The 20,620-nt window shown below is 69.6% G+C and carries 24 protein-coding genes; 11 read left to right on the top strand and 13 right to left on the bottom strand.

Annotated features, from left to right (window positions below; all coding sequences use genetic code 11):
* Positions 1-28 precede the first annotated feature (28 nt).
* Together NKG98_RS16180 and gfo6 are read left to right on the top strand one after the other, a co-directional pair.
* Positions 29-1,069: a DUF7972 family membrane protein gene (locus NKG98_RS16180; RefSeq protein ID WP_254767158.1), complete on the top strand. Its 1,041-nt coding sequence runs from the start codon at positions 29-31 to the stop codon at positions 1,067-1,069.
* Between the two features lie 71 nt (positions 1,070-1,140).
* The gene (gene gfo6 / locus NKG98_RS16175; protein WP_254767157.1) at positions 1,141-2,208 is read left to right on the top strand and encodes a D-xylose 1-dehydrogenase Gfo6; all 1,068 of its coding nucleotides are present in this window, start codon (positions 1,141-1,143) and stop codon (positions 2,206-2,208) included.
* Between the two features lie 27 nt (positions 2,209-2,235).
* Here the strand turns inward: gfo6 and NKG98_RS16170 are convergent, their stop codons facing one another.
* The 6 genes from NKG98_RS16170 to NKG98_RS16145 form a co-directional block, all read right to left on the bottom strand.
* Positions 2,236-2,478, bottom strand: a complete 243-nt coding sequence (locus tag NKG98_RS16170) for a hypothetical protein (protein WP_254767155.1) — start codon at positions 2,476-2,478, stop codon at positions 2,236-2,238.
* Positions 2,475-2,834, bottom strand: coding sequence for a hypothetical protein (locus NKG98_RS16165; RefSeq protein ID WP_254767153.1), 360 nt, complete (start codon positions 2,832-2,834; stop codon positions 2,475-2,477). The genes NKG98_RS16170 and NKG98_RS16165 overlap by 4 nt, the downstream gene beginning before the upstream one ends.
* Positions 2,835-2,870: 36 nt before the next feature.
* Positions 2,871-3,932, bottom strand: a complete 1,062-nt coding sequence (locus tag NKG98_RS16160) for a CARDB domain-containing protein (protein WP_254767152.1) — start codon at positions 3,930-3,932, stop codon at positions 2,871-2,873.
* Positions 3,933-3,966: 34 nt separating this feature from the next.
* Entirely contained in the window at positions 3,967-5,904 is a 1,938-nt protein-coding gene (locus tag NKG98_RS16155) for a vWA domain-containing protein (RefSeq protein ID WP_254767150.1), read from the bottom strand.
* Between the two features lie 260 nt (positions 5,905-6,164).
* A complete protein-coding gene (locus NKG98_RS16150) occupies positions 6,165-6,764 on the bottom strand; it encodes an NAD(P)/FAD-dependent oxidoreductase (RefSeq protein WP_254767148.1) in 600 nt (199 codons plus the stop codon).
* Between the two features lie 117 nt (positions 6,765-6,881).
* Positions 6,882-8,435 carry an amidohydrolase gene (locus NKG98_RS16145; RefSeq protein ID WP_254767146.1) on the bottom strand — a complete coding sequence of 518 codons (1,554 nt, stop codon included), beginning with the start codon at positions 8,433-8,435 and terminating at the stop codon, positions 6,882-6,884.
* Positions 8,436-8,528: 93 nt separating this feature from the next.
* Here NKG98_RS16145 and hmgA point away from each other — a divergent pair, with 93 nt between their 5' ends.
* Together hmgA and NKG98_RS19035 are read left to right on the top strand one after the other, a co-directional pair.
* Entirely contained in the window at positions 8,529-9,755 is a 1,227-nt protein-coding gene (gene hmgA, locus NKG98_RS16140; RefSeq protein ID WP_254767144.1) for a hydroxymethylglutaryl-CoA reductase (NADPH), read from the top strand.
* Between the two features lie 184 nt (positions 9,756-9,939).
* Positions 9,940-10,065 (top strand): hypothetical protein, encoded by a 126-nt coding sequence (locus NKG98_RS19035; RefSeq protein WP_256558432.1) that lies wholly within the window; start codon positions 9,940-9,942, stop codon positions 10,063-10,065.
* 6 nt (positions 10,066-10,071) lie between these two features.
* On the opposite strand, the gene NKG98_RS16135 is transcribed toward NKG98_RS19035, so the two are convergent.
* Both NKG98_RS16135 and NKG98_RS16130 read right to left on the bottom strand, forming a co-directional pair.
* A complete protein-coding gene (locus tag NKG98_RS16135) occupies positions 10,072-10,596 on the bottom strand; it encodes a DUF5817 domain-containing protein (protein ID WP_254767142.1) in 525 nt (174 codons plus the stop codon).
* A 55-nt stretch (positions 10,597-10,651) separates the two neighbouring features.
* Positions 10,652-11,077 carry a VOC family protein gene (locus tag NKG98_RS16130; RefSeq protein WP_254767141.1) on the bottom strand — a complete coding sequence of 142 codons (426 nt, stop codon included), beginning with the start codon at positions 11,075-11,077 and terminating at the stop codon, positions 10,652-10,654.
* A gap of 99 nt (positions 11,078-11,176) precedes the next feature.
* On the opposite strand from NKG98_RS16130, the gene NKG98_RS16125 reads away from it, so the two are divergent.
* The 3 genes from NKG98_RS16125 (at position 11,177) to NKG98_RS16115 (ending at position 14,150) form a co-directional block, all read left to right on the top strand.
* Positions 11,177-13,120 (top strand): S9 family peptidase, encoded by a 1,944-nt coding sequence (locus NKG98_RS16125; RefSeq protein ID WP_254767139.1) that lies wholly within the window; start codon positions 11,177-11,179, stop codon positions 13,118-13,120.
* A 77-nt stretch (positions 13,121-13,197) separates the two neighbouring features.
* The gene (locus NKG98_RS16120; RefSeq protein ID WP_254767137.1) at positions 13,198-13,551 is read left to right on the top strand and encodes a cupin domain-containing protein; all 354 of its coding nucleotides are present in this window, start codon (positions 13,198-13,200) and stop codon (positions 13,549-13,551) included.
* Positions 13,552-13,640: 89 nt separating this feature from the next.
* Entirely contained in the window at positions 13,641-14,150 is a 510-nt protein-coding gene (locus NKG98_RS16115; protein ID WP_254767135.1) for a DUF8173 domain-containing protein, read from the top strand.
* Between the two features lie 39 nt (positions 14,151-14,189).
* Here the strand turns inward: NKG98_RS16115 and NKG98_RS16110 are convergent, their stop codons facing one another.
* Positions 14,190-14,579 (bottom strand): ArsR/SmtB family transcription factor, encoded by a 390-nt coding sequence (locus NKG98_RS16110; RefSeq protein ID WP_254767133.1) that lies wholly within the window; start codon positions 14,577-14,579, stop codon positions 14,190-14,192.
* A gap of 96 nt (positions 14,580-14,675) precedes the next feature.
* Here NKG98_RS16110 and NKG98_RS16105 point away from each other — a divergent pair, with 96 nt between their 5' ends.
* Positions 14,676-15,296 (top strand): DUF7509 family protein, encoded by a 621-nt coding sequence (locus tag NKG98_RS16105; protein ID WP_254767132.1) that lies wholly within the window; start codon positions 14,676-14,678, stop codon positions 15,294-15,296.
* Positions 15,297-15,299: 3 nt separating this feature from the next.
* On the opposite strand, the gene NKG98_RS16100 is transcribed toward NKG98_RS16105, so the two are convergent.
* From NKG98_RS16100 to NKG98_RS16090, 3 genes are all read right to left on the bottom strand, one after another.
* The gene (locus NKG98_RS16100; protein ID WP_254767130.1) at positions 15,300-15,764 is read right to left on the bottom strand and encodes a GNAT family N-acetyltransferase; all 465 of its coding nucleotides are present in this window, start codon (positions 15,762-15,764) and stop codon (positions 15,300-15,302) included.
* A 152-nt stretch (positions 15,765-15,916) separates the two neighbouring features.
* Positions 15,917-17,185: an isocitrate dehydrogenase (NADP(+)) gene (gene icd / locus NKG98_RS16095; protein ID WP_254767128.1), complete on the bottom strand. Its 1,269-nt coding sequence runs from the start codon at positions 17,183-17,185 to the stop codon at positions 15,917-15,919.
* Between the two features lie 81 nt (positions 17,186-17,266).
* Entirely contained in the window at positions 17,267-17,518 is a 252-nt protein-coding gene (locus NKG98_RS16090) for a hypothetical protein (protein WP_254767126.1), read from the bottom strand.
* 111 nt (positions 17,519-17,629) lie between these two features.
* Here NKG98_RS16090 and NKG98_RS16085 point away from each other — a divergent pair, with 111 nt between their 5' ends.
* Both NKG98_RS16085 and map read left to right on the top strand, forming a co-directional pair.
* Positions 17,630-18,529 carry an isoaspartyl peptidase/L-asparaginase gene (locus NKG98_RS16085; RefSeq protein ID WP_254767125.1) on the top strand — a complete coding sequence of 300 codons (900 nt, stop codon included), beginning with the start codon at positions 17,630-17,632 and terminating at the stop codon, positions 18,527-18,529.
* Positions 18,530-18,621: 92 nt separating this feature from the next.
* On the top strand, positions 18,622-19,518 hold the full coding sequence (map, locus tag NKG98_RS16080; RefSeq protein ID WP_254767124.1) for a type II methionyl aminopeptidase: 897 nt from the start codon (positions 18,622-18,624) through the stop codon (positions 19,516-19,518).
* A 39-nt stretch (positions 19,519-19,557) separates the two neighbouring features.
* Here the strand turns inward: map and NKG98_RS16075 are convergent, their stop codons facing one another.
* Positions 19,558-19,758 (bottom strand): DUF7835 family putative zinc beta-ribbon protein, encoded by a 201-nt coding sequence (locus NKG98_RS16075; RefSeq protein ID WP_254767123.1) that lies wholly within the window; start codon positions 19,756-19,758, stop codon positions 19,558-19,560.
* A 277-nt stretch (positions 19,759-20,035) separates the two neighbouring features.
* Between NKG98_RS16075 and NKG98_RS16070 the strand changes: the two genes are divergently transcribed.
* Positions 20,036-20,575: an HIT family protein gene (locus NKG98_RS16070; RefSeq protein ID WP_254767122.1), complete on the top strand. Its 540-nt coding sequence runs from the start codon at positions 20,036-20,038 to the stop codon at positions 20,573-20,575.
* Positions 20,576-20,620: the final 45 nt, after the last annotated feature.

Below are 20,620 nucleotides of genomic sequence, written 5' to 3'. Positions count from 1 at the left end.
CGTGGGGTCGTGGTAGCCCCGTCGACCGATGGGCGCCGACGGGTCCGAACCGGACGACACGATGATCGAGCGCAGCGAGGACCCCGCCTGGAAGCTGTGGCTCCTGTTGAACGCCAGCCGCTGGGTCGTCACCGCCGCGCTCGTCGCGTTCGTCTTCGTCGCCCTCGTCCTCCTCGGCGAGTTCAGCCCCGTCTCCTTCCGTCAACTCGTGGCGACCGACCAGCCCACCCGCTACCTGTTCCAGTCGCTGACGACCGCGCTCATCACCGGCGTCACGCTCGTCGTGACGATCAATCAGCTGGTGCTCTCGCAGGAACTCGGCGCCGTCTCCGACCAGCGCGAGCGGTTCAGCGGCTCGATGGAGTTCCGCGAGGACGTCGAGGAGGCGATCGACGCGCCGATCGGCCCGCCCGAACCCGCCTCGTTCCTCCGGGCGCTCGTCGCCGCCTCGGGCGAGCACGCCGAGGCGTTCCGCGAGGCCGTCTCGGGGAGCCGCGACGAGGACCTGCGCGAGCGCGTCGACGACTTCGTCGACAACCTCACCGCCCACGCGGAGACGATCCGCGGGGACCTCGAAGACGCCCAGTTCGGCACGTACGACGTCATCGAGTCCGCGCTCGACTACAACTACTCCTGGAAGATTTTCCGCGCGCGCCGGATCGAGAACGTCCACGCCGACTCGTTCTCCGACGAGGCGCGGGCGGCCTACGACGACCTGCTCAGGACGCTCGAACTGTTCGGCCTCGCACGCGAGCACTTCAAGACGCTGTACTTCCAGTGGGAGCTGATCAACCTCTCGCGGGCGATGATGTACGTCTCGGTGCCGGCGCTGGTGGTGGCGACGTCGATGACGCTCTTCTTCGACGCGGGGACGGCGACCGGGTCGTTCCTCGGGATCGACGCCCTGATCTGGATCGTCGCGCTGGCGACGACGGTCACCGTCGTGCCGTTCCTGCTGTTGATCTCGTTCGTCCTGCGGATCGCGACGGTGGCGAAACGGACCCTCGCCATCGGCCCGTTCATCCTCCGGGAGTCCGGCCGCGGCGAAGATATCGACTGGAAGGGGTAAGAACCGTCGGGGCGCGTGACGGTCAGGCGTCGCTGAACAGGAGCCTTTTCGCCGCGACCCGTAGCGACCGTATGGAGATCGAGGACGCCTTCGCCCGCTACACGCGCCGCGACTGGGAGTGGGAGTCGGTCGACGGCACCGTCCGCCTCGCCGTGGTCGGCGTCGGGGGGTTCGCCCGCCAGCGGGCGCTGCCCGGCATCGCCGACGGAACGTACTGCGAGACGACGGTCCTCGTCAGCAGTTCGACCGAACGGGCGCGGGCGACCGCCGACGAGTTCGGGATCGAGCACGTACTCGGCTACGACGCCTTCCTCGACGGCGAGGCCGCCGACGCCTACGACGCGGTCTACGTCGCGACGCCGAACGCCCTCCACGGCGAGTACGCGATCGCCGCCGCCGAGCGGGGGAAAGACGTCATCTGCGAGAAGCCCCTCGAGACGACCGCCGAGCGCGCCCGGCGGATCGTCGACGCCTGCGACGACGCGGGCGTGACGCTGATGACCGCCTACCGGCTACAGGTCGAGCCGGCGGTCCGTCGCACCCACGACCTCGTCGACGGCGGGGCGATCGGCGAGGTCGTCCAGCTCCACGGCAGCTTCTCGCACCCGCTGCTGGAGTACGCGGGCCCGGACACGTGGCGGCTCGACCCCGGCCTCGCCGGCGGCGGCGCGCTGATCGACCTCGGCATCTACCCGCTGAACACGGCCCGCTACGTCCTCGACTGCGATCCCGTCGCCGTCTACGCCGACACCCACTCCAGCGGCGAGCCGTTCGACGCGGTCGACGAACACGTCGCCTTCCAGCTCGCCTTCCCGACGGGCGCGACGGCCTCGTGTACGGCGAGTTTCGACGCGCACGCGGCCAGCCAACTCGAACTGGTGGGCACCGAGGGGAAGATCCGGATCGCCTCGCCGTTCGGCGGCATCGTCCCCCACGAGATCGTCGCCGAGAGCGGCGACGTCCGCACGGAGTACACCGGGCCGCCGGTCGACGAGGTCCGCGAGGAGTTCGACTACTTCGGCTACTGCGTCCTGACGGGGACCGACCCCGAACCCGACGGCGAGGACGGCGTGGTGGACCTCGACGTGATCGAGAGGGCCTACGACGCCGCCGAGGCCGGCGAGCGGGTGCGTCTGTAGCTACTCGTCGACCGTCTCCACCCGCGACTACGGGCGCCGATCCAGCCCGCGGAGCAGGGCCAGGAGGCCGAGTCCCACCAGCCAGCCGGCGGCCGTCAGTTCGCGGAGTCGCCACACCGACCCGCTGTAGCCGAGCACGCCGAGCAGGGAGTGGTCCGGGCTGACGTGCGCCGTCGGCAGCAGTACCAGCCCGACAACGCCGACGCCCAGGCACGCGAGCGCGAGGAGTCCGAGCACCCGATCGAGGACCGACGGTACGGCCCCGGTCATCGGCCCTCCCCGGTCGCGCGTTCGTGGTCGCGGGACGACGCCAGAGCGAGCCACGCGAGCAGCGCGACCGCCACGAGGAAGCCGAGCACCGTCCCCGCGAGGCCGAGGTCGAGTAGCAAGCCCGGGTCGAGCGGGGTCTCGCCCGCCGTCGGCGGAAAGCGGTGTTCGGCGGCGTAGACCACGGCCGTGAGCGCGACAACGATCAGGCCGCCAGCGAGGGGAAAGCCCAGACGAAACGCGCGGGCCGGTCGTGCGGTTCCGGGGGTCTCGCCCAGTCTAACGCCCAGGAGGTACACGGTCGCGGTCACGAGGACGGTGAACACCAACCCAACCAGAGATACCGTCGACACGACCATAAGTTAGGATGTTAGTTGCAGATAATAAAAGTAGTCCTACAGCCGGGCCGAACGGACGCGCGACAGGTGGTCGATGACCTCCGTGGCGACGACCTCGAAGCTCGTCCGGTGCCACGCGGAGAACTCGACCGTCGCCCCACCGCCGGGTCCGTTCCCGGTTCCCCGGCCAGCCTCGGCTGCGGCGAGTTTGTTGAGGAACGCGCCGAGTTGCTTCGTCGCCGTCGCGAGGTGGTCGTCGGTGCGCCGCCGATCGCCCGCACTCCACGCCTCCAGCGCCCGCTCGAGACTGGCACCCGCAGCAGCCAAGGACGACAGGAGTCGGCGCTGTGCGCCCCGCGAAGCGTCCGCCCCCTCAATGCGCTCGGTGAGGGTCTCCAGTCGTCGGCCGGCGCGTTCGAGGAATCCCTCGACGGAGAGGACCTCGAGGGACTCCGTTTCGACGAACTCATCCCCGTCGTAGCTCAGCACCGCCCGAATACGGACGTCTCCCGCCTCCTCGACGCTCATCGCGGCGGAGACCTGCTCGGTCACGCCGGGATCGAGCGACACCGTTCTTTCCGAGTCGGCGACCGTAACGTCGTCACCGGTCTCGATGGCCACCGAGACGTCGGTGGCTGCGTCGTCACCCGCGTTACCGACCGTGATCGAGAGCGTCGTCGTGGCACCGACCGGGAGCGGATCGTCGTCATCGTCCACGGTGATACCGTATACGAGCGGCAGCGCGGGGAGCGTAGCTGCCTCGACCGTCGAGGTCGCGGTACGTCGCGCTGCCGCGAGGTTCTCCTCCTGGGCTTTCAGTTCGGTTACGAACTCCGCGACGTCGTCGACGGTCTCGGCGGATGCCACGCCCGCGCCGAGACCGATCAGTGCCCCAGCGCGGTTGACGTTCGTCGTCTCCAGTTCCAAGAGGTAGCGGTCGACGGAGTCGAGGTCGTCGGGGTCGGCGGCGAACCTGTCTGCGGCCCTGTCCTGCGAGATGGCTTTGGCTCGCTCGGCGAAGGCGCGTTCGGCGGGCCGGCCCTCGTCGTACGAGGCCAGCAGTTCCGAAAGCTCCTCTCGGAACCGGGTGTACTCCTCCGATTCGAGCGCGCCCGCCATGCTGTCGAGCACCGCCACGACGTTCGCCGACATTTCAGGTACCCCCCTCGGGATGAAGGATCTCGTCGACGGCGGTCTGGTGTCTGTACCGGGTTCCGAGCATTCCGTTGACGCCGAGCCCCCAGTTGGCCATCGTCAGGGGCACGGAGACGCCGATTCCGAGGAGAGCGGAGGCGGCTCCAAGCACCACTCCGACCGGCGACCCGATCCCCGTAACGCCCGCCACCAGGGCCGCGGCCGCGAGGACCCCCGAGAGCACTCCGACCGCCTTCAGTATGCTCTCGGTCTGCGACACTTCCTCGACGGTGGTCCGTTGGATGTCGTTGACGTCTTCGAGGGCGGTTTCGGCCGCGGAGAGCGCGGCCTCGTCGTCGCCCGTCGGTGACGGGGAGTCGGTGTCGGGGTCTACGCCCTCTACGAGCGTGTACAGCGACTCGTCGAGGGGTTCGGTCGGGTTCCCGAACCAGTCGTATTCCTCGTTGAACAGGTAATCCTCGAACAGGACGTCGACGTTGTCCTCGACGAGAACGTCGGACTGTTCCGACCGGGCCTCCCGAAACTCGTCCTCCGCGATCGGCTTCCCGGCGCTCTTGGATCGGCTCTCGACCTCGCCGAGGAGCGCAAAGCCGGCGTCCTCGCCCTGGGCGCGGATGATGCGTTCGAGACGAGAACTAATCTTCCCGGCCGCGTCGGCGACGAGGTCCGCGATGTACCGTGCGGCGCGCTTCGCCGCGCCTCCGACGAAGGGGAGATGGCGCGCGGCGCGCACGACGGAGATTCCCGCGAAAAGGAGTTCGATCATCGGATTGACCGCAGACCTCGCGGTCGCCTTCGCGAGGTTCGTGTCGGCCGTGTTGTACTCGGACGAACCCGGGCCCGCGCCGGCCAGTACTGCGTCCGTCACCTGCTCGCCGGCCCGAAGCCGCTCGAGAGAGGCTGTCGCCGTCTCGCCCGCCACGTCGCCCGACTCCACGGCGGACCGCAGCGCGTCGATCACCGGCGACACCAGTCCGGTATCGTCGAGGATGCCGAGGCTGTTCTCGTCGACCTGCTCGGCGAGAGCCGACTTCTCGGACGCGAGTTCGGTGAAGCGCGACGGCACCGTCGGCTCTGTATCCTCCGGAACGGAGACCGTCCCGGAGGCCGAGTCGGTGCCGAGATCCGGATCCTCGACTTCGACGCCGACCTCGCCGACCCCGCCCGGTTCGGTGTCCGACTCGTATCGGAGAACGTACAGTTCGACGACGAGATCGGAGATCCGATCGAGAATCCGATCGAAGTCGGCGTCGCCGATGTCGATCCACAGGCCGCCGGTCTCCTCGGCGAGGACCTTCAGGCTGGCGTCGGGGTCGTCGTACCCGGGCGAGACGGCGACAAAACTCGCCCCCCGTTCGTTCAGGGCCGTGGCGACGTCCGAGAGCGTGTATTCCGAGAATCCGCTGTCGTCCCCGTCGTAGTGAGACGTCGCGTCGGTGATGTCGACGACGATTTTCTGCGCGTCGTCGCGGTAGTCGTCCTCGAGTGCCGTCACGATTGCGTCGAAGTTGTCCTCGGGGAAGTCACCGCCGCCGTACGCCTCCAGCGAATCGACCGCGTCTTTCAACGCATCGGCGTCGTCGGTGAACGTCAGGTCGGTGTCGACGTCGTCACGAAACGAGACGAGTCCGTACCGCGCGTCGATTCCCGCCTCGTCGATGTCCTCGGTCAACCCCTTGACCTTCCGTTTCATCGACGAAATCTCGTTACCCATGCTACCCGAGTCGTCGAAGACGAAGACGAGGTCGAGCGACGACGCGGAGTACTCGAAGTCGATGATCTCCACCCGTTCGCCGTCTTCGTACACCTCGAAATCGTCTGCCGTGAGTTCCCCGTCACGTCCTGCGTCCGAATCGACGCGCACGTTCACGTCGATCTCCGGATAGGTGCTCGGATCGGTCCCGACGATCTCGACGAACCCCTCGTCCGCGCTCACCGGAGTCGCTCCCAACCCTGCAATCGCGGTTCCGGAGGCGGCGATCCGGAGAACCCGTCGCCGATACAGCGATCGAACGGTCCGGTCCCCGTCGTGTGGCTCGGTAGTACGTTTCACGGGCCCACGTATCGTATAACTGTAACAAAAGTGTTGGTGTGAGATACATATTTGTATTCGTGAAAATAAATTCGAGCGTCACCTCGACCGACCGTGCCGATTCAGACGACTGTCGTGCGGTCGGCGTACGAATCGTTCGAACGCTACTCGTCGGCCACCGCACCGAGCGCGCGCTCGGCGTCCGCGGGGACGTCGAAGTCGTGGTAGCGTTCGCCTCTCTCCTCGCTCAGCACGTCGAGGGCGGCCGCGGCGCCGTCGCCGACCGAGATGGCCGCCTCCCACTTCTCGGGGCGGACCATCGCGCCGGTCGCGTAGGCGCCCTCGACGCTCGTCTCCATGTCGAGGTCGACGTCGACGACGCCCTCGTCGGTCGTCTCGCAGCCGAGGTCGACCGCGAGTTCCCGGTCGGCGCCCGTCGCGAGGATCACGTACCGCGCGTCGTACGTTCCCGCGTCGGTCTCGACGGCGAAACCGCCCTCGACCGACGCGACGCCGGTGACCGCCTCGCCCTGGCGGCGCTCGACGCCGAAGGCGTCGACCTGCTGGCGGGTCGTCGCGACGAACTCGCTGCCGCCGACGGAGCCGATGCCGGGGTAGTTGAACAGGTGGGCCTTGTGCAGCCACGTCTCGTCCGTGTCGAAGACGGTCGTTTCGAGGCCGTTCTTCGCGGTGAAAAGCGCCGCGCTCAGGCCGGCGGGGCCGCCGCCGACCACGATCACGTCGGCAGAGTCCGTTTCGGTCATGTGCGGACGACAGTTACGACTCGACGCACAAATACTCGGCAGCGACGGTCGGGACACCACGTGACGGCCACGTCACCGGCGCGCGGTCCCGAGGGCCACGGTCCCCCGCGGGTCGGCTCACGCCATCGCGTCGTAGACGACCTCGCCGTCGACGAGCGTCGCCGCGACGTCGATGCCGTCGATCCGGTCGGGGCGCTCCCACGGGGAGTCCGCGAGCACCACGAGGTCCGCCTTCTTGCCGACCTCGATCGTTCCCAGCCGATCCTCGTCGAAGCCGGCGTAGGCGCCGCCGAGCGTGTACGCCCGCAGGGCCTCGGTCACCGAGAGCCGCTGGGCCTCGGCGGGGGCGTTTACCGCGTGGTGGACGCCGAGGAGGGGGTCGAGGGGCATACAGTCCGACCCGAACGCGAGCGGGACGCCCGCGTCGAGCATCGTCCGGAAGCGGTTCGACCGCTTCCGGCGCTCCTCGCCGAGGCGGCGGTCGTAGAGGCCGCCCTCGCCGGCCCACCGGAGGAAGTTCGGCTGGACGGAGGCGACGAGTCCCGCGTCGGCCATCCGCTCGATGGCCTCGTCGGTCGCGAGTTCGGCGTGCTCGACGCGGTGGCGCGCCTCGGGGCGGTCGGTCGCCGCGAGCGCCGCCACCGTCTCCGCGACCGCCTCGTCGCCGATGGCGTGGACGGTCATCTGGTAGCCGTTGCCGTCGGCGCGCTCGACGAGTTCGGCGAGTTCGTCCGGGTCGACGACCCACTGGCCGCGGGCGTCGTCGCCTTCGTCGTCGCCCGCGGGGGCGTCCGCGTAGGGCTCGAACAGCTTCGCCGTCCGGCCGCCGAAGCTCCCGTCGGTGTACGACTTGACCCCGCCGACCCGGACGAACTCGCTGCCCGCGTTCGTCGCCAGCCCGGCGTCGAGCAGGCTTTCGAGGTGGTCGCTCCAGTAGTCGATCCGCACCCGGCAGTCGAGGTCGCCCGCGAGGTCGAGGTCGCGGTAGACCCGCGGGGCGTGTGAGTCCCGGACCTTGTCGTGGACGCAGGTGACCCCCAGCGAGACCGCGCGTTCGATCGCCGCGGTCACCAGTTCGCGCGTCTCGGCGTAGTCGGGTTCGATCGCCTCCCAGACGGCCTCGGTCGCCGCCTCGACGACGACCCCCGTGGGCTCGCCGCCCTCGGTCTCGACGTCCGCCTCGGGCATCGCCTCGACCAGTCGGTCGAGCGCGACCGAGTTCAGCGACGCGGTGTGCATGTCGACGCGCATCGCGACGACGGGCCGCTCCTCGCTCACCCGGTCCAGGTCCTCGCGGGTGAGGTAGCGGTCCTCGGCCCACTCGCTCTCGTCGTAGCCGAACCCGAGGACCCACTCGCGGTCGGGGTCGGCCCCCTCGCGGAGGGCGTCGACGGCGTCGGCCGGTCCCGCGACGGCGGAGAGGTCGGCGTGGACGAGGTACTGGCCGAGGTTCTCCACGTGGGTGTGGGCGTCGACGAAGCCGGGGACGACGACCCGGCCCCCGCAGTCGATCACGTCGGTCTCGACGCCTTCGAGGAACTCGGCCTCGTAGCGCGTCCCGACGCGGACGACCTCGCCGTCGCGGATCGCGACGGCCTCGTGGACCTCGTCCGGGTCGGCGAGCGTGTGCACCTCGGCGTTTACCAGCAGGCGGTCGGCGGCGTCGGTCATGGCCGAGTGCGCGCGCGCGAGCGGCAAAGTCGTTCGGGAAGCGGGCGCGGCGAATCGGCAACCCTTAGCACCCCCGGCCGCCACCCCCAGCACATGAGCGACCCCGAGACACTCGCCGAGCGAGTCCGCGAGGGCGACCTCCGACTGCACGAACTCGAGGAGCACACGGACCCCGACGCGGCCGCCGAGGCCCGCCGTCTCCTGATCGAGGCCGAGACCGGCGCCGACCTCGGGACCGTCGGCGACTACTCGTTCCCCGCCGAGACCGCGGAGACGGCCATCGAGAACATGATCGGCGCGGCGCAGGTGCCGATGGGCGTCGTCGGGCCGGCCGAGGTCGACGGCAGCGCGGCCGACGGCGAGTTCTACCTGCCGCTCGCGACCACCGAGGGCGCGCTGCTCGCGTCGGTCAACCGCGGGCTCTCGGTGATCCGGAGCGCCGGCGGGGCGACCGCCCGGGTCACGAAGAACGGGATGACCCGCGCGCCGGTGTTCCGCGTCGCGGGCGTCGCCGAGGCCGCCGAGACCGTCGAGTGGGTCGAGGGGAACCTCGACGCGCTGCGCGAGGCCGCCGAGTCGACGACGAACCACGGCGAGTTGCTGGGCGTCGAACCGTACGTCGTCGGCGACTCCGTCTACCTCCGGTTCGCCTACGACGCCAAGGACGCGATGGGGATGAACATGGCCACCATCGCCACCGAGGCCGCCTGCGAGGTCGTCGAGGCCGAGACGCCGGCGTCGCTCGTCGCGCTCTCCGGCAACCTCTGTTCGGACAAGAAGCCGGCGGCGATCAACGCCGTCGAGGGCCGGGGCCGCTCCGTGACGGCGGACGTCGTGATCCCCGGCGAGGTCGTCGAGGAGCGCCTGCACACCACCGCGGACGCCGTCGTCGAGGCGAACACGCGCAAGAACCTCGTCGGCAGCGCGAAGGCCGGCAGCCTCGGGTTCAACGCCCACGCCGCGAACGTCGTCGCCGCGGCGTTCCTCGCGACCGGCCAGGACGAGGCGCAGGTCGTCGAGGGCGCGAACGCCATCACGACGATGGACGCCCGCGAACGCGAGGACGGGGAAACCGACCTCTACGCCGCCGTCTCGCTGGCCTCCCTCGAAGTCGGCACCGTCGGCGGCGGAACGAAGCTCCCGACCCAGTCGGAGGCGCTCGACGTGCTCGGCCTCCGCGGCGGGGGCGACCCCGCCGGCGCGAACGCCGACGCGCTGGCCGAAGTGATCGCCGTCGGCGCGCTGGCCGGCGAACTCTCGCTGCTGGCCGCGCTCGCCTCGAACCACCTCGCGAGCGCCCACGACGAACTCGGCCGATAACCAGTTTCGCCGCGGGCGTCGAGACGACTTTTCGGGCTCTGTTCGCGCACGCACCCCGGCGTCCCGCGATTCTCTCTCCGGCGACGACTTTCACTTTCACCGTGCGGTGTTGGCGATGGTATTTTTCCGTCCGTCCGGTAGTCGAAGACGCGTCCGACCGGCGAGCACCGGCGGGCGCTCCACCATGCGCTGTGACTGCCCCGACGCCCCCGAGACGCGTCGCTCGTACCGGCTCCTGTTGCTGGTCGAACTGTTCCTGCGGATCGCCACGCTCGCGGTCTCGCTGGCGGAAGCCGCCGGCGCCCTCTGAGGGCGGTCAGAGCTTCCGGTACCGGCCGCGACTCTCGCTGACCTCGCCGCGGCGGACGAGTTTCTCGAGGGCCGTCTCGACGTAGTCCGCGGGGACGCCGTGGTCGCCGGCGTAGGCGACCACCTCCTCCTCGGTCGGCCGGTCGAGGTCCTCCAGCGCGCGCTCGACGACGTCCTTCTTGCTCCCGGCGCGGGCCGGCCCGCGCGGGTCCCGCTCGCCCGCGTCGCGGATCTCCCCGGCGTCGAGGCCCGACGCCTCGAGGTACTCCGTCTCGTCGACGACGCCGCCCTCGACCTGCGATTCGAGGTCGGCAAAGGAGTCGAGTTCGGCGAACGCCTCGCCCGCGCCCTGCCGGTTCGCGAGCATCGAGGCGCGCACCTCGCGTGCGTGGTCGGCGTCGTCGGTCTCGACGAACTTCTTTCGCTTCTCGTACTTCTTGCGGGAGCCACAGCGGGGACACTGCGTCGTCTCCGAGCGCCCCTCGATGAGCCAGAGGTGCGAGCACTCGCTACAGCCGACGACCGCGTACATGGTACCGAGTCGGTCGCTCCCGTAGTTCAACCTTCGGGGAGCGGGCCGGAAGTGATCACGACTCCGGCGGCGCGACGACCTCGACTTTGATCCGCTCGGGGTCCTCGGCGTAGACGGCGTAGTGGTCCGGGCCGCCCGCGTACGGGTGCTCGTCCTCGTAGCGGACGGTCGCGCCCCGCTCCCGGAGGCCGGCCGTCAGGTCGTCGACGTGCTCGCGCGAGGCCGCGTGGAACGCGAGGTGGTTCAGCCCCGGGTGTCGCCGGTGGTAGCCTTCCGCCCGGAACCGCTCGTCGGCCCGCGCGAGCACGAGGTACGTCGGCCCGCGCTTCCACGATCGCCCGTCCGCCCAGCGCTGGTGCTCCTCGTAGCCGAGTTCGCCGAGCAGCCACCCCCAGAACTCGACCGAGGCTTCGAGGTCCGAGGCGTACAGTTCGACGTGGTGGAGGAGTCCCGTCCGCTCGTCGCGCGCGTTCGACGGCATCCCGCGGAGCGTCGCGACCGGGGACCAAAGGCCCGGCGTTCGCGGCGACGTGTTCGCCCACCTAGAAGACTATGGGTGCCGACTCGAAACCCTGCCACCATGACGGATTCGGACGACGTCCTCTCCGAACTGGCGAGCCTTCCGACGTTTCACCACCCGACCGCCTCCCCCGACGGCTCGGAGGTGGCCGTCTACTACGACGGCTCCGGACGCAACGAGTTGTGCCTCGTCGACGCCGAGACCGGCGAGATGCGGCAGGTGAGCGACGGCGAGGTGCCGCGAAACGCCCGGTGGTTCCTGCGGTGGGACGCCGGCGGCGACCGGGTGTACTTCCACCTCGACGACGGCGGCGACGAGCAAAACGACGTCTACGCCATCGACCGCGACGGCGCCGTCGAACCGGTCGTCGAGATGGACGGCCAGACGATCCTCTTCGACGTCCACGAGGAGTTCCTGCTGGTCGGGTCGAGCGCCGGGGGCCAGATGAACCTCTACCGGCACGACCTCGCGACCGGCGAGACCACGAAGGCCACCGACTACGAGCGCGCCGTCATGAGCGGGACCGTCTCACCGGACGGCGAGCGGATCGCCTACGCGACGAACGAGACGGACGACTACGAGAACGTCGACGTCTACGTCGCGGACGCCGACGGCTCGAACCCGCGCAACCTCGAACTCGGCGAGACCGGCGCCGAGGCGAACGTCGCCGACTGGGGCCCCGACGGCGACCGCCTGCTCGTCGCGGACAACACCGAGGACCTCGGCCGCGCCGGCGTCTACGACCTCGACCGCGACGAGGTGACGTGGTTCGGCGACCTCGACGCCGAGGAGGAACCCGTCCAGTTCCTCCCCGGCGGCGACCGGTTCCTCGCGTTGCGGACTCGTCGCGCCGCGGTGATGCCGGTCGTCTACGACGTCGAGACGGGCGCCTCGCGCGAACTCGACCTGCCCGAGGGAGTCGCCTCGTTCCCCCGCGTCGGGGAGGCCGCCCTCGCTGACGACCGGGTGCTCGTCAGCCACACCACCCCCGACCGTCGGCCCGAACTGCTCGCCGCCGACCTCGGGAGCGAGGCCGAGACGGCCCCGGAACGTCGAGCGGGGGACACGGCGACCCGCGAGAGCGAGAGCGAGAGCGAGAGCGAGAGCGAGTACGACGTCCTGATCGAGGCCGAGTACGGCGACCTCGACCCCGACCGGTTCGTCGACGCCGAGTACTTCCGCTTCGAGTCCGACGGCGTCGCGGCGACCGAGGCGGCGGCGGTCGACCTCGATCCCGCGACCGACCTCGAAATCGAGGCGCTGCTGTACGACTCCGGGGAGCGGCCCTCGCCGCTGCTCGTCAAGCCCCACGGCGGGCCGCGGGGGGCCGACCAGCGGTCGTTCGACCTCTACACGCAGTTCCTGCTCACCCGCGGCTACAGCGTCCTGGAGGTGAACTACCGCGGTTCGACCGGCCGCGGCCGCGCGTTCCTCGAGGAACTGTACGGCGACTGGGGCGGGGCCGAGCAGGCCGACGTCGCCCGGGGCGTCGAGCACGTCCTCGCGACCCGCGACTGGATCGACGAGGACCGCGTCGTCGTCTTCGGCGGTTCCTACGGCGGCTACTCGGCGTACTGGCAACTGGTCCAGTACCCCGACCGCTACGACGCGGGCATCGCGTGGATCGGCCTCACCGACCTCGTGGAGATGTACGAGACGACGATGCCTCACTTCCGGACCGAACTGATGGAGAAGTACCTCGGCTCCCCCGAGGAGAACCCCGACCGCTACGAGCAACGCAGTCCGATCACCCACGCCGAGAACCTCGACGCCCCGCTGCTCGTGGTCCACGGCGTCAACGACCGCCGCGTGCCGGTCTCGCAGGCCCGGCTGTTCCGCGACCGCCTCGCGGACCTCGGCTACGAGCGCGGCGAGGACGGCGACTTCGAGTACGTCGAACTCGGCGAGGAGGGCCACGCCTCCTCGGACGTCGACCAGAAGATCAGGCTGTTCCGGATCCTCGACGACTTCCTCGACCGGCGGCTGGGGACGCCGGGAGCGTAGGCGGCCTCGCCGCGTTCGCGCGGTCGTCGGCCAATCGACGGGCGAACCGTTAGGTCCCCTCGCGGCGAGTCCCGCGTATGGAACGGATCTCGCTCGCGGACCGGGACCCCACCGAGGCCGTCGAGGGCGTCCACCTCGCGTTGCTGGCGGGCGCCGAGTCGACGAACGTCCAGCACTTCGAGATCGAACCCGGCGCGGTCGTCGAGGAGCACAGCCACCCCCACGAGCAGACGGGGTTCGTCTACGAGGGCGAACTCACGTTCCTCGTCGCCGGGGAGGAGGTCGTCTGCGGCCCCGGCGACTCGTACGCGATTCCGGGCGGCCAGCCCCACGCCGCCGAGAACCGCGGCGAGGAGGCCGTCCGGGGCGTGGACGTCTTCAGCCCGCCGCGGGAGAACCCCGGCTGGCAGGACGACGGCGAGAGCGACTAGGCCTTCGAGTCGCGCGACCGCCGGCCGTCCACGCCCGGACCCGCTCACGGCGACGGTAGAGCTATGCTCTCGTCCGGCCGAAGTACGGTATGATAGACGGCGTTCTGTCCGGTGTGGACGTCCTGTTGCAAAACGGCGCCGGGGTCGACGTCGACGGGCCGTCCCGACTGGCCGGCGGCGCGGTCGGCGCGTTCCTGACGACCGCGGTCGTCGGCGCGATCTTGCTCGCGGTGGTCCCCGAGTACACCGCGCGGACGACGGACGCGGTCTTCGAGGACCCGGTTCCGTCCTTCCTCTACGGATTCCTCGGGCTGGCGCTGCTGGGGCTGGTGGTCGTCCTGCTCGCCGTCACCGTCGTCGGACTCCTGGTGGCCGTCCCCCTCGCCCTGATCGCCTATCTGGGGTGGGCCGTCGGGGCGACCGTCGCCTTTCTGGCCATCGGGTATCGGCTGGTGGGCCGCGAGGACGGGTGGACGAAACCGCTCCTCGTCGCCGCGGCGATAAACGGGGGACTCGCGCTGACCGGTATCGGGGGACTCGTCTCGTTCGTCGTCGGCGCCGTCGGCTTCGGGACGGTGCTCCGGGACTTCTTCGGGTGATCGGCGCGGGCGACGCGCCCGCGAGGGTCGACGGCCGGTTCAGGAGTCGCCGTACTCCTCCAGGGCGTCCCACTCGCGGCGCATCAGTTCGCGGACGCCCTCGGTGAGCAGCCCCTCGCCGAGCGACGTCGCCCGGTAGTACGAGTAGAGGCCGTCGGCGTCCGGTTCCTTGCGTTTCCGGTTCTCGACGAGGCCGACGTCGACGAGTTCGTCGAGGTGGTAGTGCAAGGCGTTCGAGCGGACGTCCAGCGCGTCCCGGAGTTCGCTCGCGCTCTGTGGCCCGTCCTCGACGAGCGCGTTCAGGACGCGAAAGCGCGTCTCGTTGCCGATCGCCCGCTGCATGTCGAGGTACTCCTCCAGCGAGAGGACGCTGTGCTCTGGCAACAGGTCCTCCCCGAACCGCCGTGCCGCCCGTTCGGACTCGGCCATGTCGCTAGGTCGTGGCCCCAGCCGCATAAGCGTTCGCTGAGTCAGTGATCGCTGAAAGCACCCCAGTTTATATAGTATCGACGAGCACACCTCCCCATGCGCGACCGTCTGATCGACGAACTGGGCGAGCTCACCCACACCCGCTTTCTCGTCTACCTGATGGGTCCGTACAAGGCGTTCGACGTCGAGCGCGCCATCGAGACCGCCGCGCCCGACGCGATCCCCGAGTCGGTCGACTTCGGGGCGCTGGTCGGCACCGAGGGCGACCTCGAACGCGAGGAGGCCGCGCTCGACCTCATGCTCGAGGTCCGCGACCGCCTGCGGACGGCCGCGGGCGTCAACGCCTTCCTCGCGATCGACGTCGACGTCCCCCTCGAAGAGATGGACGCGGCGACCCAGAGCATCGCGTTCGCCCGCGCGAGCAACGCCGTCGTCTACGTCGTCCCCGCGATGGGCGACAACCTCGGCGTCGGCATCGAGGTCGGCTCGGTGCTGGAGGCGCTGTACGCCGAGGACGAACCCGACCACCGGCGCGAGCGCGTCCTGTTCGTCCACGAGTCGGGCGTCCGGAGCGCGATGATCGCGGCCGTCCGCGACCGCTGGGAGGCCCGAATCTACGCCTACGAGGACGTCGACGACCTCGAACGGCAGGTCCGGCTGTTCGTCCGGGACCTGATGCGCAAGGAGCGGACGGGGGAGTTGCCCCGCCTCGACTGACCCTCAGTCGAGGCGCTTCCACATCTCGACGTGGGGGATGCCGGCCTCCTCGAACGTCGACCCCCGGCGCTCGTAGCCGAGGTCGGCGTAGAAGCCCTCGGCGTGGGTCTGTGCGTGCATCGTGAGTTCGGCGATTCCCAGCCGGTCGGTCTCGCGCTCGACGGCGGCCATCAGTTCGCGCCCGAGCCCCTCGCCGCGTCGCGGCTTCAGAACCGCGACCCGTTCGACCTTGGCGACGCGGTCGTCCTCGAGGGTGCGAAGTCTGGCGACCCCGATCGGTTCGTCGCCGTCGTAGGCGACGAAGTGAACCGCGTCGTCGTCGTACTCGTCGTACTCGAGTTCCTCGTCGACGTCTTGCTCCTCGACGAACACCTCGTGGCGAACCGCGAACGCGTCCTCGAGTTCGCGGTCGTCGGCGACGACGCACACCTCTACCCCGGTCGCGGCATCGTCCGGTTCCTGGTCCATCGCGAGGGGGTACGAACGCCGGCGACGAGAGCGTTACGAGTTTCTCGCGGCGGAGATGCGGGGCGTCGCCGGTCGTCCGGAGCGAAAGAAGAGCCGATCGAGCGGGTCGAAAGCGTCGGACCGCGAGGCGGCCCGACCGTCCGAACGCGAGCTTACGCGAGCTTCTCGATGTTGCCGACGACTTCCTCGGCGAACTCGCTTGTGGCGAGCTTCTCGGCGTCGTCGAGCTGGCGTTCGAGGTCGTAGGTGACCTTGCCCGACGAAATCGTCTCCTCGACGGCGTCGCGGACGAGGTCGGCGGCGTCGTCCCAGCCGAGGTACTCGAGCATGATGCGACCCGAGAGGATCATCGCGGTGGGGTTGACCTTGTCCTGGCCCTCGTACTTGGGCGCGGAGCCGTGGACGGGTTCGGCGAGACAGCGGCCGTCGCCGAAGTTGGCGCCGGGCGCGATGCCGAGACCGCCGATCTGGGCGCCCGCGGCGTCCGAGAGGTAGTCCCCGTTCAGGTTCATCGTCGCGATGATGTCGTAGTTCTCGGTGCGGGTCAAAAGCTGCTGGAGCATGTTGTCGGCGATGCGGTCGTTGACGACCACGGCGTCCTCGGGGGCCTCGCCGTCGCGCTCCTCCCAGAGGGTGTCCTCGGTGATGACCTCGTCGCCGTACTCCTCCTCGGCGACCTCGTAGCCCCAGTCGCGGAAGGCGCCCTCGGTGAACTTCATGATGTTGCCCTTGTGGACCAGCGTGACGGAGTCGCGGTCGTGTTCGAGGGCGTAGTCGATGGCGCGGCGGACGAGTCGCTTGGTGCCGAACTCCGTGATCGGCTTGACGCCGATGCCGACGGGGCCGTCGTGGATGGTGCTGTCGAAGCCCATCTCGTCCTCGACGAACTCCTTGACCTGCTGGACCTCGTCGGTGCCGGCCTCCCACTCGATGCCGGCGTAGACGTCCTCCGTGTTCTCACGGAAGGTGACCATGTCCATCTTCCCGGGCTCGGAGACCGGCGACGGGACGCCGTCGAGGTGGTAGGTCGGCCGGACGTTCGCGTAGAGGTCGAGCATCTTCCGGAGCGCGACGTTCAGCGAGCGGAAGCCGGCGCCGACCGGCGTCGTCAGCGGGCCCTTGATCGCGACGCGGTGTTCCTTGATCGCCTCGACGGTCTCCTCGGGGAGGTTCTCGTCGTACTTCTCGCGGGCGGACTCGCCGGCGTAGACGCGCATCCAGTTGATCTCTCGGCCGGTCGCCTCGGCGGCGGCGTCGAGGACCTTCTGGGCGGCGGGACCGACGTCGCTCCCGACGCCGTCGCCGTAGATGATCGGGATGATCGGGTCGTCCGGGACCTCGAGTTCCGTCTCGGATCCCTCGGCGGGCTCGATCTTCGAGCCGCCCTCGGGCACCTCCACCTTGTCGTAGTCGTAACTCATCTCGTCTAGACGGTGCCCCGATGGGGGTAAAAGACCTACCATTTGACTCGACGGCGGCACGGATTGCGACGGCGCGGCGGGTTACTCGTAGGCGAGGAGGGCGATTCCGCCGGCGGCCGAGAGGGCTCCGGCGACCGAGAGCACGAGCAGGCCGCCCGTGGAGAGCCACGACTCCTCGACTGCCGGCCAGAGGGTGGCAAACGCCGCGATGGCGACCGTCAGCAGCGCGGTCCCCGCGTCGGCGGGGTCACGTTCCTCGGCGAGGGCGAGTCGGATCGCGGCGATCGCCGCCATCGTCGCACAGAAGACGGCGAGGAAAACGACCGGGGTCATCGTCGGAATCGGTACACGACCGCCCGTGGTAAGTGTAGTGGATTTCGACCGACGACGCCGGCCTCGACGCGAACCGGGAACGTTATCGGGGGACGGCCGAACGCGTGTCGTATGCAGGTGATCGTCCACGGCGGCGCGGGCGGCGCGCCCGACGACCCCGAGCGGCGACGCGACGTGCTGGACGAGGCCGCAACGACCGGCGCGGCGGCGGAGACGCCGGTCGACGCCGTCGAGGCGGCGGTGAACGTCCTCGAAGCCTCGCCCCGGTTCAACGCGGGCGTCGGCGGCGCCGTCCAGAGCGACGGCCGGGTCCGGACGGACGCGGGGGTCATGACCGACGACCGCTCGGTCGGCGCGGCCTGCTCGATGCCCGGCGTCGAGCGCGCCGTGAGCGTCGCCCGCGTCGTCATGGAGGAGACCCCCCACGGCTTCGTCTCCGGCGAGCACGCCGTCGCGCTGGCCGACGCCTACGGCGTCCCGACGGGCGTCGACCTCCGGACCGAGCGCACCCGCGAGAAGTGGGCCGAGCACGACGCGCCGACCGCCGGCGGGGAGCGCGACGTCCGCGCGGAACTCGAGTGGCTCCGCGGGGAGTACGGCCGCACCGACCCCGGCGGTCGGGAGCGCGACCCGGACGACCACGACACCGTCGGCGCGGTCGCCGTCGACGGCGACTCGCTCGCGGCGGCGACCTCGACGGGCGGGCGCTGGCTCGCGCTCGCCGGCCGGGTCGGCGACGTCCCGCAGGTCGGGTCGGGCTTTTACTGCTGTCCGTCGGCCGGCGTGAGCGCGACGGGCGCCGGCGAGGACATCGCGCGGGTCACCCTCTCGCGGCGGGTCGCCCGCCACGTCGAGCGAGGCCTCGACGCCCAGGCGGCGGCCGACCTCGCGATGGAGGAGTTCGCGGAACTGACCGGGTCGACCGCCGGCGTGATCGCGGTCGACGCCCGGGGGACCGTCGGCTCGGCGTACAACAGCGCCGCGATGCAGACCGCCCGCGCCGAGCGGTGAGCGCGGGCGTCTCCGGTCGAACGACGAGAACCGGCGCCGCGCCGGCCTCGCGAGACGCAACCTCTTTTGGCGGACCGATACAACCCGGTTACATGGCCGAAACCGAGGTCGACCTCGACGCAGCGAAGTACGAGAAACACCGCGAGGCCGGACGCATCCTCTCGCAGGTCCGCGAGGAGACCGCCGACCGCGTCGAGGTCGGCGCCAGCCACCTCGAACTCGCCGAGTTCGCCGAGGAGCGCATCCGCGAACTCGGCGGGAAGCCGGCGTTTCCCGTCAACATCTCCATCGACGAGGAGGCCGCCCACGCGACGCCGTCGATCGACGACGACGCGACGTTCGGCGAGGAGATGATCAACCTCGACATCGGCGTCCACGTCGACGGCTGGCTCGCCGACACCGCGATCACGGTCGATCTCTCGGGCCACGACGAACTCGCCGAGGCCTCCGCCGAGGCGCTCGAGGCGGCCATCGAGGTCGTCGAACCCGGCGTCGACACCGGCGACATCGGCGCCGAGATCGAGTCGGTGATCGACGGCTACGGCTTCAACCCCGTCGTCAACCTCACCGGCCACGGCCTCGGCCACTGGGAACAACACACCAGCCCGAACATCCCGAACCGCGCGGTCTCGCAGGGGACGACCCTCGAAGTCGGCGACGTGGTCGCCATCGAACCGTTCGCGACCGACGGCGGCGGGAAGGTCACCGAGGGGAACGCGGAGGAGATCTTCTCGCTCCAGACCGAGCGCGCGGTGCGAAACCGGCAGGCCCGCGAGGCCCTAGAGCAGATCACCGAGGAGTTTCGCACCCTGCCGTTCGCGACGCGGTGGCTGGAGACCGACCGCCCCGAGATGGCGCTGCGCCGGTTGAAGCGAAACGACATCGTCCACGGCTACCCGGTGCTCAAGGAGGACGACGGCTACCTCGTCAGCCAGAAAGAACACACCGTCATCATCACCGAGGACGGCTGTGAAGTGACGACGGCGTAGAGACGGCGAGAACCGGACCGCCGGAAGAACAGAAGCGGGTCAGGCGTTGTTCATCCGCTGGCTCTCGCGGTACCCACAGCGCTGGCACTCGGTGACGCGGTATGGCTCGCGCGAGAACTGCGCGTTCTCCTCTTTGAGACTCTCCGTCCGGATCTGGACGGTTACCTCGTGTAGGGTCTCGAGCCCGCACGCCTCGCAGTGTTCAGTCATCCCGTTGAACGAGTTATCTGTCGTTGCCATTGATTCATCTTCGCGGTAGAGGGGTCTTAAACCCCTAATTCAATTCGAGCGATTCGGCCGCGAAAGCGGCAGTATTAAATACCAGTTGTGGATCGAACAACTCTCAGTGAGCGATATCGTTTATCGGTCTCTCTCCTCGAATATCACGTCGAATACAATACGTGTTTGAAGCCACTCAACATGATCTTGTCCGGTGGAAACCACGGCCAGAAGACGGTACGGCCGGCCCCGGATCGCGGAGTGAAGTGTTTAGTGGCGGGCTCGACTCTACGCGGGTATGGAACAGGTGTTCGCGCCGTGGCGCATCGAGTGGATCGAACGCGAGGAGAAAAATCCCGACGTCGAGGAGTGTGTCTTCTGCGAACTCCCGAAACGCGGCGACGACCGGGAGAACCTGCTCGTCGCCCGGAGCGAGCGCTCGTTCGTCCTCCTCAACAACTACCCGTACAACCCGGGACACGTGATGGTGATCCCCCGCGTACACACTGGCGACTACCGCGACCTCGACGACGATCAACTGCTCGACCACGCCCGCTTGAAACGCCGGACCGTCGACGCGCTGGAGGTCGCGATGGAGCCGGACGGCTTCAACGCCGGCTTGAACCTCGGCGAAGGGGCCGGCGGCTCCGTCGCCGACCACCTCCACACCCACGTCGTCCCGCGCTGGCGCGGCGACACGAACTTCATGCCGGTGCTCTCGGAGACGAAGGTGATCGTCGAGGCGCTGGCGGACACCTACGAGCGCCTCCACGAGGCGTTCGCCGCCCAGGAGGGGGCGACGGTACCCGGCGAGCGAAGCGCCGTCGTCTTCGAGTAGCCGTCCCACGTTCCGCGACGCCGGCGGACTCGAATACCACGGCTC

The sequence above is a fragment of the Salinilacihabitans rarus genome, assembly GCF_024296665.1.
GTDB lineage: Archaea > Halobacteriota > Halobacteria > Halobacteriales > Natrialbaceae > Salinilacihabitans > Salinilacihabitans rarus.
The sequence above is the reverse complement of the archived record's forward strand: the minus strand, read 5'-3'. Positions and strand labels throughout refer to the sequence as shown.

Excerpts from the sequence above, each read along its gene's own strand:
- NKG98_RS16180 (WP_254767158.1), top strand. The coding sequence starts at position 29 with ATGGGCGCCGACGGGTCCGAACCGGACGACACGATGATCGAGCGCAGC.
- gfo6 (WP_254767157.1), top strand. The coding sequence starts at position 1,141 with ATGGAGATCGAGGACGCCTTCGCCCGCTACACGCGCCGCGACTGGGAG.
- NKG98_RS16170 (WP_254767155.1), bottom strand. The coding sequence starts at position 2,478 with ATGACCGGGGCCGTACCGTCGGTCCTCGATCGGGTGCTCGGACTCCTC.
- NKG98_RS16165 (WP_254767153.1), bottom strand. The coding sequence starts at position 2,834 with ATGGTCGTGTCGACGGTATCTCTGGTTGGGTTGGTGTTCACCGTCCTC.
- NKG98_RS16160 (WP_254767152.1), bottom strand. The coding sequence starts at position 3,932 with ATGGCGGGCGCGCTCGAATCGGAGGAGTACACCCGGTTCCGAGAGGAG.
- NKG98_RS16150 (WP_254767148.1), bottom strand. The coding sequence starts at position 6,764 with ATGACCGAAACGGACTCTGCCGACGTGATCGTGGTCGGCGGCGGCCCC.
- NKG98_RS16145 (WP_254767146.1), bottom strand. The coding sequence starts at position 8,435 with ATGACCGACGCCGCCGACCGCCTGCTGGTAAACGCCGAGGTGCACACG.
- hmgA (WP_254767144.1), top strand. The coding sequence starts at position 8,529 with ATGAGCGACCCCGAGACACTCGCCGAGCGAGTCCGCGAGGGCGACCTC.
- NKG98_RS19035 (WP_256558432.1), top strand. The coding sequence starts at position 9,940 with ATGCGCTGTGACTGCCCCGACGCCCCCGAGACGCGTCGCTCGTACCGG.
- NKG98_RS16135 (WP_254767142.1), bottom strand. The coding sequence starts at position 10,596 with ATGTACGCGGTCGTCGGCTGTAGCGAGTGCTCGCACCTCTGGCTCATC.
- NKG98_RS16130 (WP_254767141.1), bottom strand. The coding sequence starts at position 11,077 with ATGCCGTCGAACGCGCGCGACGAGCGGACGGGACTCCTCCACCACGTC.
- NKG98_RS16125 (WP_254767139.1), top strand. The coding sequence starts at position 11,177 with ATGACGGATTCGGACGACGTCCTCTCCGAACTGGCGAGCCTTCCGACG.
- NKG98_RS16120 (WP_254767137.1), top strand. The coding sequence starts at position 13,198 with ATGGAACGGATCTCGCTCGCGGACCGGGACCCCACCGAGGCCGTCGAG.
- NKG98_RS16115 (WP_254767135.1), top strand. The coding sequence starts at position 13,641 with ATGATAGACGGCGTTCTGTCCGGTGTGGACGTCCTGTTGCAAAACGGC.
- NKG98_RS16110 (WP_254767133.1), bottom strand. The coding sequence starts at position 14,579 with ATGGCCGAGTCCGAACGGGCGGCACGGCGGTTCGGGGAGGACCTGTTG.
- NKG98_RS16105 (WP_254767132.1), top strand. The coding sequence starts at position 14,676 with ATGCGCGACCGTCTGATCGACGAACTGGGCGAGCTCACCCACACCCGC.
- NKG98_RS16100 (WP_254767130.1), bottom strand. The coding sequence starts at position 15,764 with ATGGACCAGGAACCGGACGATGCCGCGACCGGGGTAGAGGTGTGCGTC.
- icd (WP_254767128.1), bottom strand. The coding sequence starts at position 17,185 with ATGAGTTACGACTACGACAAGGTGGAGGTGCCCGAGGGCGGCTCGAAG.
- NKG98_RS16090 (WP_254767126.1), bottom strand. The coding sequence starts at position 17,518 with ATGACCCCGGTCGTTTTCCTCGCCGTCTTCTGTGCGACGATGGCGGCG.
- NKG98_RS16085 (WP_254767125.1), top strand. The coding sequence starts at position 17,630 with ATGCAGGTGATCGTCCACGGCGGCGCGGGCGGCGCGCCCGACGACCCC.
- map (WP_254767124.1), top strand. The coding sequence starts at position 18,622 with ATGGCCGAAACCGAGGTCGACCTCGACGCAGCGAAGTACGAGAAACAC.
- NKG98_RS16075 (WP_254767123.1), bottom strand. The coding sequence starts at position 19,758 with ATGGCAACGACAGATAACTCGTTCAACGGGATGACTGAACACTGCGAG.
- NKG98_RS16070 (WP_254767122.1), top strand. The coding sequence starts at position 20,036 with ATGGAACAGGTGTTCGCGCCGTGGCGCATCGAGTGGATCGAACGCGAG.